At 71.7% G+C, this 13,203-nt stretch carries 5 protein-coding genes; all 5 read left to right on the top strand.

The window, feature by feature from the left end; all coding sequences use genetic code 11:
- The first annotated feature begins 4 nt into the window (after positions 1-4).
- Genes AB0I53_RS16745 through AB0I53_RS16725 form a run of 5 tightly spaced genes read left to right on the top strand, consistent with a single transcriptional unit; the run spans position 5 to position 13,192 of the window.
- Positions 5-3,193 (top strand): amino acid adenylation domain-containing protein, encoded by a 3,189-nt coding sequence (locus AB0I53_RS16745; RefSeq protein ID WP_358603002.1) that lies wholly within the window; start codon positions 5-7, stop codon positions 3,191-3,193.
- Positions 3,165-3,548, top strand: a complete 384-nt coding sequence (locus AB0I53_RS16740; RefSeq protein ID WP_358602999.1) for a phosphopantetheine-binding protein — start codon at positions 3,165-3,167, stop codon at positions 3,546-3,548. The genes AB0I53_RS16745 and AB0I53_RS16740 overlap by 29 nt, the downstream gene beginning before the upstream one ends.
- On the top strand, positions 3,545-9,985 hold the full coding sequence (locus AB0I53_RS16735; protein WP_358602996.1) for an amino acid adenylation domain-containing protein: 6,441 nt from the start codon (positions 3,545-3,547) through the stop codon (positions 9,983-9,985). The genes AB0I53_RS16740 and AB0I53_RS16735 overlap by 4 nt, the downstream gene beginning before the upstream one ends.
- Entirely contained in the window at positions 9,982-12,405 is a 2,424-nt protein-coding gene (locus AB0I53_RS16730) for a penicillin acylase family protein (RefSeq protein ID WP_358602993.1), read from the top strand. The genes AB0I53_RS16735 and AB0I53_RS16730 overlap by 4 nt, the downstream gene beginning before the upstream one ends.
- Positions 12,398-13,192 (top strand): alpha/beta fold hydrolase, encoded by a 795-nt coding sequence (locus AB0I53_RS16725; RefSeq protein WP_358602990.1) that lies wholly within the window; start codon positions 12,398-12,400, stop codon positions 13,190-13,192. Before AB0I53_RS16730 ends, AB0I53_RS16725 begins: the two co-directional genes overlap by 8 nt.
- The last annotated feature ends 11 nt before the right edge of the window (positions 13,193-13,203 follow it).

Raw genomic sequence — 13,203 nt, 5'->3', positions numbered from 1 at the left:
ACCCGTGCCAGGCCCGACGAAGACCCGAGCGCAGGGCGTGCTGACCGAGTTCGACGCCCGGCTGGCGGCCGATCCGCACGCGCCGGCCGTCGCCGACGACCGGTCGAGCCGGACTTACGCGCAGCTCGACGCCGAATCCACCGGTTATGCCAACGCGTTGCGCGAGCGAGGCGCCGGTCGCGAGGTCGTGGTGGCGATCGTCGCGGAGCGCGGACCGCAGTACGTCGCGATGGTGCTCGGTGTCCTCCGGGCCGGTGCCGCGTTCGTGCCCATCGAGCCCAGCACGCCGCCACACCGGGCGCGTCAGATGTGCGCGACCGCGAGCGCGCGCGTCCTGCTCGTCCAGCCGGGCCACGAGGCATACGCCGCCGAGCTGGTCGAGGGAGCCGAGCCGGCGCGGGCACTGGTCACGGCCTCCCCGGCACCCGTGCGCACCGACCCCGTCGCGGATTTCCCGGCCAGGGAGCCGGACGGCTTGGCGTACGTGATCTTCACGTCCGGCTCCACCGGTGCCCCGAAGGGCGCGATGGTGACCGACGGGGGAATGGCCAACCATATCGCCGCGAAGACGCTCGATCTCGCGCTCGGCCCCGCCGACGTCATCGGGTTCACGGCGCCGTTGTCGTTCGACATCTCCGTCTGGCAGGCGCTGACCGCGCTGACGACCGGCGGCGCGGTGGCCGTCGCGTCGCCGGTGAACCTGGCGGAACCCGCCGAGCTCGTCGCCTGGGTGCGCCGACATGGCGTCACGGTCCTGGAAATCGTGCCGTCCTTCCTCGCCGTCGTCCTCGACCAGCTCTCCGATGACGAACGGCTGCGCGCCGGGTTGGGGACGTTGCGCTTCCTGATCGCCACGGGAGAAGCGTTGCCGGCCCGGCTCGCGCAGCGCTGGTACGAGTGCTTCCCGGACATCGCGTTGCTGAACGCCTACGGCCCGACCGAGTGCTCCGACGACGTCACCCACCACGTCGTCACCGAAGCGGAGTGCGCGACGCGGGCGTGGCCGCCGATCGGGCGGGAGATCATCAACACCAGGGTGCACGTCGTCGACCCGCACGGGCAGGAGACACCTCCCGGAGTCGAGGGCGAACTGCTGGTCGGCGGGCTCGGCGTGGGGCGGGGCTACATCGGCGATCCGGTCCGCACCGCGCTGGCGTTCGTGCCCGACCACCTGTCCGCGGCGCCCGGCGCCCGGCTGTACCGCACCGGAGACCGGGGCAGCCGCGCGTCAGACGGCACGATCGACTACCACGGGCGACGCGATCGCCAGGTCAAGGTCCGCGGGCACCGGGTCGAGCTCGGCGACGTCGAAGCCGAGCTGCTCCGGGTGCCCGAGGTGGCCTCGGCCGCGTGCGTGTTCTCGACGGGGCGGCTGCGGGCGTTCGTGACGCTCCGGACCGGCTCGGCGGAACCCGATCCCGAGGACCGGATCCTCGAACTCGTTCGGGCATCCGCGCCGAGCTACCTCGTGCCCCACGAGTTGACCGTCCTCGACCGGATGCCGACCGGTACCTCCGGGAAGGTCGACCACCAGGCGCTCGACGGACGCCGGGAGGCCCGAGCGGCCGAGGCGGAGGAGAGCGACGAGGACACGTCGCTGGCGGCGGTCCGGGCGATGATCGCTGAGGTCCTGGGAGTTCCCGCGGTGGGCGCCGACGAGGACTTCTTCGCGGCGGGCGGCGACTCGCTGTCGGCGATGAACGCCATCTCGCTGGCCCGCAAGCGCTTCCACGCGGACGACGCGTCATTGCGCGAGTTCCTCGCCGACCCGACGCCACGCCGGATGCTCTCGGTGCTGAAGGATGCCCGGGCGGCGAGCCGGCCGGAGCACACCGAACTGGAGCCCGGAGCGTTGTCGTCCGGCCAGGAACGGCTGTGGTTCCTCGAACAGCTGCATCCACGCAAAGGCGCTCAACTGATCCGCCTGGGGCTCACCCTGCGGGGCGATCTCGACCTCGACGCGCTCCAGCACGCGCTGAACGCCATCGTTAGCCGCCACGAGCCGCTGCGCACGGTCTTCTCCCAGGAACGCGGCATCCCGGTCGGAACCGTGTGGCCCAAGGCGGAGGTGACCTTGGAGCGCGTCGCCGGGGACGTCGACCTCGTCTCCGATCTGGTCGACGGTTCCGAGCTGTCCGTCCGCACCGAACAGCCGCCGCTGATGCGGGCCCGTCTCGCGCGGATCGCGCCCGACCACCACCTCCTCACGCTCCTCATCCACCACCTGGTGGCCGACGGATGGTCGCTGGCCGTGCTGAGGCGGGAGATCGCCACCTACTACCAGCGTTGGGTCGACGGAGAGCCGGACGTGCCGATGCCGGACAGCACCTTCGCGCGCTACGTCGGCGAGGAACGCAGGTGGCTGGGCAGCTCCGAGGCCGAAGAGTGCGAGCGGTACTGGACCGATCAGCTCGACGGGGCACCGCCGGCGATCGACCTGCCGCTGGACCGGCCTCGCCCGGCTCGTCCCGACTTCACCGCCGAGCACGTCGTCACCGAACTCACGACGGAGGAGACCAGCGCTCTGCTGCGGACCGCGCGGGCGATGCGGGCCACGCCGTTCATGGCCGTGATGGCGGCGTTGCACGCCGTGCTGCGCGATGTCACCGGCACCGACGATCTCGTCGTCGGGATCGACTCGATCAACCGGTCCTGGCCGGGAAGCGAAGATCTCATCGGCACGTTCGTGAATCAGCTCCCGGTGCGACTGGCGGCACCGGAGGCCGCCCCGACCTTCGGCGCCCTGTTGGAGCTCGCGCGGCGGCAGTGCGTCGGGGCTTACGAGAACGACAGGCTGCCGTTCCACAAGATCGTGGCCGCCGTCAACCCGCCGCGCCAGGCAGGCCGGTTCCCCCTGTTCCAGGTGAAGGTCACGCACCAGAGCGCGTGGCGCACGGGCGTGGCGCTGCCCGCCATCGAGGTGGTGCCGAGCGAGATCTCGGAACCGGTGACCGATCTCGACCTGATGCTCGACGTTTCCGGCGAGTCGGACCGCCTCCGGCTCGAACTGGTCTACCGGCCCGAGGTTCTGGACCGCGAGACGGCCGCGGCCTGGCTCGAAGCGATCGGCGAGGTTCTCCGGGCCGGCGCCGCGGACCCGGACGTGGCCGTCCCACCCGGCATCACCCGGGGCCCAGACCGATCGATGACAGGAGGTGATGGCGATGGACGTCCCGAGCACTCGGACGCCTGAGAACGCGCCGGGCTCCGTTGCCGGGCCGGTCCAGGCGGGCCCTGAGGCCGCCGGCGCCGAGGAGCCGGCGCCGGTCGGCCCGCAGACGCCGACCGAGGAGCTGGTGGCCGAGGTGTGGTGCGAGCTGCTGGAGCTCGACGCGGTCGACGTGACCGAGGACTTCTTCGTGCTGGGCGGGCATTCCATGTTGGCGGCACAGGTGGTCTACCAACTCGCCGATCGGACGGGGATTCCCTTGGAGCTGGAGGTGTTCTTCGACCTGGGCACCGTGGCGGAGGTCGCCGCCGAGCTGGACCGCATCCGGTCCGTCGGGCCGGACCTCGACGAGTCCCGCATCTACGAGGAGGAACTGTGAACGCGCACGACCTCGTGCGGCGGCTGGACGACCTCGGTGTCGGGCTGACCCTCGTCGACGACCGGATCCGGTATCGCAGCCGGGGCGCCCAGCTCGCGCCCGAGCTGGTCGCCGAGATGAAGCAGCACCGCGACGAGCTCGTCGAGATCCTGAACCGGCGCGCGCAGCTGCGGTGGCCGCCGGCTCGCGAGGACGTCGACGACCAGGAACGCCGGGGACCGCTGAGCAAGGCGCAGCAGACGCTCTGGGCGACGAACTACTTCCTGGAGGACGGCACCTACAACGTGTGCGGGGCCCTGCGGCTGCGCGGCGAGCTCGACGACGTCGCGTTCGCGGCCGCGCTGGAAGACGTGCACCGCAGGCACCCGTCGCTGCGCACCGTGTTCCCCGTTGCGGTGGGCGAGCCGGTTCAGCACGTCCTGCCAGAGGTCGCGACGCCGGTCGTGTTCCAGGACTTATCGCACCAGCCGCCGGAAACGGCGCTCGACGAGTGCCTGCGGGAATGCGCGCGACTCGCGGATCGCAAGCTCCCGCTCGACACCGAGCCACCGGTGTCCATGTGCCGCTACCGATTAGCCGCGGACGATCACGTCTTCGTCGTGGTGCTGCACCACGTCATCGCCGACGGTGTCTCGGTCGGCGTGCTGCTGGAAGACCTGGCCCAGTGCTACAACGCCCGGTTGGACGGCAGCCCCGTCGAGCCGTCCGCGGGTGCCGTCGACATGCTCGACTACGCCCGGTGGGAGCAGGAGCACCTCCGCTACGCGGACCTCGGAACCGCCCGGCGGTACTGGAAGGAACGGCTCAGCGACGCGGCTTTCGGGCCGTTGCCCCTCCCGCCCCCGCGGGAGGAGGTGCGCGCGGATCACCGCGGCGGCGCGTATACGGCGGTCATCGATGCGGCCACGACCGCGGCCGTGCGCCGGCTGGTGTCGGAGAGCCGCTCCAGCTCCTTCCTCGTCGTCTCGGCCGCCATCTCGTCGATGCTGTCCAGGTACACCGGCCGCGAGGACATGGTGGTCGGGATGCCGGTGGCCCGCCGCGACCGCGCCGGGCTGGAGAAGCTGGTCGGCCTGCTGCTCGACATGATCCCGGTCCGGCTCGAACTCGGTGGCGGCCCGAGCTTCGCCGACCTCGTCAAGCGGACCAGGACCGCGGTCCTCGGCGCGGTGGGCAATGCCGTGGTGCCGTCGGAGATCGTGCTCGACGAGCACACGGCGCGCGGCGACGCGGCGGGCCGGGCGTTGTTCAACGTCATCGTCACCGACGCGGGCACCCAGCTGCCGGAGCCGAGCTTCCGCGGCCTGGAGGCGAGCCACCTCGATGTGGCGCAGGTCGGTGCCAAGTACGACCTCAACTTCCTGGTGCGCGACGACGGCGACACCCTCGCGATCGACGTCGAGTACGACCGGCGGGCGGTCGGCGAGCAGGACGTGGCCGCCATGACATCGATGGTCCGCAGGATCCTCGCGCAGGGCACGGCGAATCCGCAGCGCCGTGCGGCGGACTTGGCCGCGGCGCCGTTCGGCGAGATCGGAGCGGGCGCGGTGGGCGAGCACGCCGACCGGGTGCCAGGTGCGGACGAGTCGCTCGTCGGCCGGCTCGCCGCGATGGCGCAGACCCGCGGCGACGCCGTCGCCGTCAGCCACGACGGCACCACGCTGTCCTACCGGGAGCTCGCCGGTCTGGTCGACCGGATCGCCAGGGGACTCCGCCGGGAAGGCTTCGGCGCGGGCGACGTCGTGGCGATTTCGCTGCCGCGCGGCATCGACCTCGTCGCCGCCATCGTGGGCGTCATGGGCAGCGGCGCCGCGTGCCTAGTGCTCGACGACTCCTGGCCGCAGGCCCGCGTCGACCGCGTCCTCGCCGACGCGGATGCGCGCCGGATCATCGCGCCGGAACCGGATTCGGGCAGCGGGCGCGTCACCGTCGCGCAGTTGGCCGAACTCGGGGCGGCGGCCGCCCCGAGCGAGCCGGTACCGGCGCAGGCCACCGCTTACGTGATCTACACATCGGGATCGACCGGTCGCCCCAAGGGCGTGCACGTGACCCACCACAACGTCCTGAGCCTGCTGGGCGCCACCGGCGACGCCTACGGCTTCGGTGCCGACGACACGTGGACGCTGTTCCACGCCTGTTCCTTCGACGTCTCGATGTACGAGATGTTCGGCTGCCTGCTGCACGGCGGACGGCTGGTGGTGGTTCCACAGTGGACCACGCGGGAGCCGGAGGCGTTCGCCCAGCTGCTGCAACGGGAACGGGTCACCGTGCTGAGCCAGACGCCCTCGGCGCTGTCGGTGATGCTTCCGGCGATCGAGCGGAACCCGAGCGCGGCCGAGCACATCCGGTACGTCCTGTTCGCCGGAGAAGCGCTGGAGCGCCGGCTGGTGGACCAGTGGTACCAGGCTCTTGGTGACCGAACCCAGCTGGTCAACATGTACGGCATCACCGAGACGACCGTGCACGCGTCGTGGCGGTGGCTCCGGCCGGACGACGCGCACACCGCGGAATCCGACATCGGCGGCCCGCTGCCGGGCACCTCGCTGCACATCCTGCACGACAACGGCACGTCGGTGTTCGACCGCTGCGTCGGGGAGATCTACGTCGGGGGCCCGCAGGTGAGCGCGGGCTACCTCGGCAGGCCCCGGGAGACGGCCCTGCGGTTCGTGCCCGACCCGTTCGGCCCGATCCCGGGATCGCGGATGTACCGCTCCGGCGACCTCGCCCGGCGGAGCGGGACCGGCATGTCGTACCTGGGCCGGCGGGATTCGCAGGTGCAGGTCAACGGATTCCGCATCGAGCTGTCCGAGATCGAGGCGGCGCTGGCCGGTCAACCCGGCGTGGCCGCGGCCGCGGCCGTCACCACACCGGACGACGGCGGAACCCGGATCGTCGCGGCCGTCGTCGCCGAGGACGACGCGGACCTCTCCGCCGCCGAACTCATCCGGGGCACGCGCGCCGTCCTGCCCCGCTACATGATCCCGCACGCGGTCGCGGTCGTCGCGGAGCTGCCGCTGACCAACAACGGCAAGCTCGACCGCGCCGCGGTGGTTTCCGCGGCGACAGCCGCGATCACGTCGAGCCCGCGGGTTTCCGCGCCACCGCAGGGCCCCGCGGAAACCCTCTTGCTGGAGCTGTTCCGGGAAGTGCTCGGCGACGATTCCGCCTCGACCGCCACCGATTTCCTGGAGCAGGGCGGCGATTCCATGCACGCCATCCACCTCGTGGGCCTCGCCCGCGAGCGGGGCCTCGCGTTCAGCGTCCGCGATGTCTACGAGGCCCCGGTGCTCACCGAACTCGCGGCGCGCGCCGCGCTCCGGGACCCGGACGCCACCGAGGCGTCGGCGGAGCGCGAGCCGTTCTCCCTGCTGCCCGCCGAGTTCGCCGGTTCGTTCCCCGACGATGTCGAGGACGCCTACCCGATGACGGCCATGCAGACCGGCATGATCTACCACCAGGAGATCGCTCCCGGGGCGGGCGTCTACCACATCGTGCTCAGCTACCGGGTGCGCGGAACCATGGATCCGGTGGCGTTCCGCGCGGCGGCGCAGGCCGTCACGGACGCGCATCCGATCCTGCGGACCAGCTTCGACCTCGGCCACGCCCACGGGCCGGTGCAGCGCGTGCACACCGCCGTCGACGTCCCGGTGGAGTTCGAGGACCTCGCGAATCTCGCCCCCGCGGACCAGGAAGCCAGGATTCGGCAGGTCGTCGAGACCGAGACCGCGAGCACCTTCGACCTCGCGCGGGTCCCGCTGTTCCGGCTCGTGGTGCTCACCCTGTCCGCGGACGACTACCAGCTGGTCTTCGCCCACAACCACGCCATCCTGGACGGCTGGTCGGTGAACGTCTTCTTCGAGGACCTGCACGCCCAGTACCTCGACCGACTGCACGGCGGTTCGGGGCGTCCGCTGCCGCGGCCGCGGACCAGGTTCGCGGACTACGTCGCGTTGGAGCAGCGGGCCCTGGCCGACCCCGCCCATGCGGACTTCTGGCGCGAACGGACTTCGCCGGAGGCCCACCTGATCGCCCCCGGTAGGTCGGGCGATCCCGTCATGCGGCAGCTGCACGAGGACCTGCCCGGAACGATCGACGAACTGCGGGCGGTCGCCGCGCAGGTGGGGGTGCCGCTCAAGGCCCTGCTGCTCGCCGCGCACATCCGCGTAGTCGCCTGGTTGACCGGCCACGACGACGTGGTGACCAGCCTCGTCTTCGCCTGCCGCCCGGAGGAGCAGGATTCCGACCGGATGCTGGGCCTGTTCCTCAACCAGCTCCCGGTGCGCATCGAACTGGCCGACCAGAGCTGGGCCGAGTTGGCCCGGCAGGTGCACCGCGGCGAGTCGGACATGATGCGGCATCGCTGGTACCCGCACGCCTCGATCCAGCAGGAGCACGGATCGCGGCCCATCTTCGATTCCAGCTTCAACTTCACCGACTACCACACGACGCGAAGGCTCGTGCGCGACGGCAGCCTGGAGGTTCTCGACAGCTACGAGCTCGAATCCACCCACTACGCGTTCGGCTCCAACTACACGGTCGACGTCCGGACCCACGAGCTCCGGATGATCCTCGAGTACGACGCCTCGGCCGTGGCGCGCTCCACGGTCGCCCTCGCCGCAGAAGCCCACCGCCGGATCTTGTCGGCGATCGTCGCCGATCCGGACAAGGCGTGCCGGAGCACGGCCTTGCCCGGAGTCGTCGACCTGGCTCGGCTGCTCGAATCCGAGCTGGCCGCCCCGGAGCCGGATGAGCCGGCGCGGGACACTGCGAACGGCGGGGTCGAGGCGCCTGAGTCCACAGTGGACAATAGCACGCCGGTCGAGCCGAGTCTCGCCCGCAGCGCGCGCAAGGCGTGGACCGAAGTGCTGGGTGTGACCGACTTCGGTGCGGACACCAGCTTCTTCGAGGTCGGTGGCTCGTCGTTGACGGCCATGCGGGTGGTGAGCATGCTCCGCGCGCAGCACGGTCAGCTGTCGATGGGCGCGTTCATGGAGAACCCCACCGTCAACGGCACCGCACGCGCGCTCAGCGCGGCATCGAAATCCACTGACGACGCCGTGGCGCCTGTGGTGGACGCGGACCCCGTCGGCGACGGGCCGCGCCGCTATCCCCTGTCGCGCGCCCAGCACCAGATGTGGTTGCTGGCGAGCAAGTTGCCGGAAGTGGCGCTGTTCGGCATGCCTGCCGCGCTCCAGGCGGAGGGGCCGCTGGACCTCGACGTGCTCAAGCGCACGCTCGCGTCGCTGGTGCGGCGCCACGAAGCCCTCCGGACGCGCATCGTGAGCACGGACGACGGTCCGGAGCAGGTGGTCGAGCCGCACGTCGACCTCGACATCGAGGTGGTGGACCTGAGCGGGCACGCCGATCCGGTCGCCGACTGCGAGAAGCTGATGGCGGCCGCGGTGCGGGAGCCCATCGCGCTGGATCGCGCGCCGCTGATGCGCGCGATCGTCTACCGCATCGGCGCCCTGCGGCACGTGATCTACCTGAACATCCACCACGTGGTCTGCGACGGCTGGTCGCTGGAACTGCTGCTGGGAGAGGCCGCGCGGACCTACCGGGAGCTGGCGGCCGGCGCCGGAACCGCGGATCGGCCGGCCGCACCGGGCAGCGGTCGGCTGGCCCTGGCACGGGCCGAGTGGGCGGAATCGCCGGAGGCGCGGCGGCAACTCACCTACTGGGTCGACCGACTGGCTCCGCCCTGGACCTCCCTCGCCGCCGGGCCTTCGAGCCGATTCGCCGTCGCGGATCAGGCCACGTTCGTCGAACGCCTCCGTTCCGCTTCCTGCCAACGCCGACTGGACCGCGCGGTGATCGAGCCGGTGCGCGACGCCGCCCGTCGGCACGGCCTGACCGAATTCATGGTGGTGTTGACCGCTTTCGCGACGGCGTTGCGGTCCTGGAGCGGACAGGACGACATCCGCGTCGCCACGATGCTCGCCAACCGAGCCCAGCCCGGCACGGAGGACATCGTCGGGCTGGTCGCGAACACGGCAGTGTTGCGGATGCAGGTCGGCGCGGACGCCGATCCCGTCGACCTCAGCCGCGAAGTCCAGCGGGCGTGCATCGGCGCGTACGAGAACCAGGAGGTTCCGTTCGAGGACGTCCTGGCCGCACTGGCGGAGCGCTACCCCGCGGAGCAGCGGACCGGTCCGATGTACGAGGCCATGCTCGTCGTCCAGGAGGAGACCACGGCCGTCGCACCGGACGACGGGCTCGAGTTCTCGCCATACCGATCCGACCGCGGCGTCCTCACCACCTCGATCGCCGCGACGAACTGCGAATTCGTCCTCGGTGTGACGCCGGACGACGGTGCGCTGGTGCTGAACCTGCGCTACAAACCGGCGATCACGGACCGGGCGGTCGCGGTCGAACTCCTCGACGACATCGCGACCGCGTTGACGGCGACCGCCCGGGCGATGGGGGAACGCGCGTGACTCCTTGCCCGGTCCACCGGCTTCGCTACCGGCGCCTGTGGCGGCTCCCCTCGGTCCGCACGATCGGAACGACGGCGCTCGTGACGGTGGCCGCGGTTGCGCTGAGCGCCGCCGTCGCGCCGTTGTGGGCGCCGCTGGTGGTGCTCGCCGCCGGAGCGGCCGTGATCACCGCCGAAGTTCGGCGGCACCGCGCCCGCATCGCGATCGAGCTGCGGCTGGTGCGCGCTCTGGTCCGCTCCGGTGGTGGTTGCCCCGGTGACGTCGAGGTGCCGGGCCTCGGCGCCGAGGTGCGGATGGAGGCGATGCCCAACGGCGTCACGAGGATCGAGGCGGCCTCGTTCCTGGATGCCGTGCGGGCGCTGGGTTTTGCGATGGGCTCGGATCGCGCCTTCCACCTCGACCTGCTGCGGCGAACGGCGAAGGGGCGCCTCTCGGAGGTTTGGGGGCGCACGGCGTTGCCGGTGGACGAGCGCTACCGGCCGCTGGGACTGGCCCGGGTGGCCGAGGCGGCGACCGCGTCCCTGGAGGAACCGGAGCGAGATGTCCTGACGGCCTTCGCGGCGGGCGTCAATGCGTCGCTGCGGCATCACGGCTCGCCGTTCGAAGCCCGGTTCCTCTCGTACCGGCCGGAGCCGTGGACCGCAGCGGACAGCGTGTTGATCGCGCTGTTCCTGTTCCATTCGCTGTCCTGGAACGAGCAGCCGAAGCGCGCCGATGCCGTGATCCGGCGGGTGTTCCCGGACGACGTCGCCGATTTCTTCCTGCCGGGTGCGGGTCGGGAGCCGTCCATCCCGGAAGGCCTGGGGCGCCTGCGCGCGGCCGAGCCGGTTTCCGACGTCGTCGCGCTCGACGGGGCGGTGCCCGGATCCAACTGCTGGGTCCGGGGCGGCCCCGATGCGCGGCACCCGCTCCTGGCCTGCGACCTCCACCTGCCGCTGACCATGCCGAACCTGCTGTACGAGGTGGATCTGCGCTGGCCGGGGCAGCGAGTGACCGGTCTGGCGGCGCCCGGTCTGCCGGTGGTGCTGACCGGGCGCAACGAGCACATCGCGTGGGGAGTGACGAACCTCAGCGCCGACGTCCTCGACCTGGTCCCGGCCGCCGACGCCGATGCCGACGGCTCGGCCAGCCCGACCACCGGAACTGAACGGATCCGCGTTCGAGGTCGCGCGGATGCGCAACTCGACGTCACCCGCGTCGGCACCATGCCGGTGTCCCGGAATCCCTTGCTGGGCGAGAAGATCGCCATCCGGTGGACCGGTCATGATCTCCGCAGCTGCGACCTGAAGTTCCAGCGGCTGGCCCAGGCATCCAGCGTCGCGGAGAGCATCGAGCTGCTCGAACAGGCGCAGGGCATCGCGCTCAACGTGCTCGTCGCGGACGATTCGGGACGCATGGCGCACCTGGCGACCGGGCTGCTTCCGCGGCGGCCGGCCGATCGCCGCGGTGCCGCGGACGGGTACCTCACCGGAGCGCAGCGGCCACGCCTGGTCGATCCGCCATCGGGGATCCTGGTTTCGGCGAACGACGCGGCGCTGACCGAGCACACCTTCCAGATCGGCTACGACCTCGATCCCGGCCACCGCGCCCGCCGGTTGCGGCGACTGCTGGCCGAGGCCGCGGACCCCGATCCGGCCGCCATGCGCGCGATGCAGCACGACACGGCCGCGGAGTTGTACCTGCCGTACCGCGATCTCGCGGTGTCGGCGCTCGCCGGCCGCGGCGACCGCGTCGCGGACCTGCTCGCGTCCTGGGACGGCCGGGCCGATGTCGCTTCCCAGGCGTTCGGCGTCCTCGTGCGGCTGCGCGAGATCATCGCCCAGCAGGTCCTCGGCGCTTACCTGGCGGTGTGCCGGGAACACGACCCGGACTTCCGGTATCCCTTCCGTGCGGTCGATGGGCCGTTGCTCGCCATCCTCCGAGCCGAGGACCCGTCGCTGCTGCCGCCCGGCGAGGAAGCCGGCGGCTGGGCGGGTTTCGTCGCGCGTTGCGTGGATCGAGCCGTGGCCGAAGTCGGGGGAGCGGCGGGCGACGGCCGCCTGCCGACTTGGGGCGAACTCAACTCGGTGGGCCTGGACCATCCGCTGGCAGGGCTTGCACCGTGGGCAGGTCGGCTGCTCGGGGTCGCGGCGAGACCGCAATCCGGTGCGCTGCACAGCGTTCGGACGTGCGTTCCGGGCTTCGCCGCGGTCGGGCGCGCCGTTTTGTCGCCCGGGGCGGGCGGTTTCGCGGAATTCGAGCTACCCGGCGGGCAGTCGGGACACCCGTTGCGCGCGCAGTTCGACGACCGCCACCGCGAATGGTCGAGCACCGGCTCGCGCGCCGCACCCGCGCCGCGCGGCGGATGTGGATTCGTGTTGCGGCCGGCCGGATCGCCGGGTGCCGCAGAGCCAGTGGACGTGGGAGGCCGGAATGAGTGAACCGCAGACAACGACCCGACCGGCCCTCGTCCGCATCGGAGCGCGGACGTCGCCGCGGTGCCGGCTGCTGTGCGTGCCGTACGCGGGTGCCGGAACGGCCGCGTACCGGACCTTCCCCCAGGCGCTGCCGCCGTGGGTGGAGGTGTGGGCGATCCGGCTGCCGGCTCGCGAAAGCCGGCTGGCCGAGCCACCACTGGCCGACATCCGGTCGGTGGTGGACGTCCTGGTCGAGGAGTTGGCCGGGGACGAGGCGTTCGGCCCGGCGCCGGACGGGCGCGCGCCGTTGCCCTACGCCCTGCTCGGGCACAGCATGGGCGCCCTGGTCTGCTTCGAACTCGCCCGGGCGCTGCGCCGGCACGAATTGCCCCAGCCCGCCCACCTCTTCGTCTCCGGTCGTCGTGCACCGAACATCCCCGACGAGCTGCCGGCCATCCACCGGCTGCCGGAGTCGCAGTTCCTCGCCGAAGTCCGGCGGCTGGGCGGCATTCCGGACTCGGTGCTGGCCGAGCCCGGGCTGATCGACCTGATCGCCCCGGCGTTGCGCGCGGACTTCGCGGTCTGCGAGACCTACCGGCACACCGAAGAACCGCCGTTGCCCTACGGCATTTCGGCCTTCGGCGGGCGGTCCGACCCCACGACCACACCGGAGCAGCTCGCCCGGTGGAGCGAGGAGGCCGACGGCCCGTTCACCATGCGGCTCTACCCCGGTGACCACTTCTTCATCCACGCCCACCACCGGCAGATCCTGACCGAGATCTGCCGGGACATCGACCCCGGGCAGCCCTGATCCGCGCCCCG

Source organism: Saccharopolyspora sp. NPDC050389 (assembly GCF_040655595.1).
Taxonomy (GTDB): domain Bacteria; phylum Actinomycetota; class Actinomycetes; order Mycobacteriales; family Pseudonocardiaceae; genus Saccharopolyspora.
Note: the sequence above shows the minus strand (reverse complement) of the source record. Positions and strands in the feature narration are given on the sequence as shown.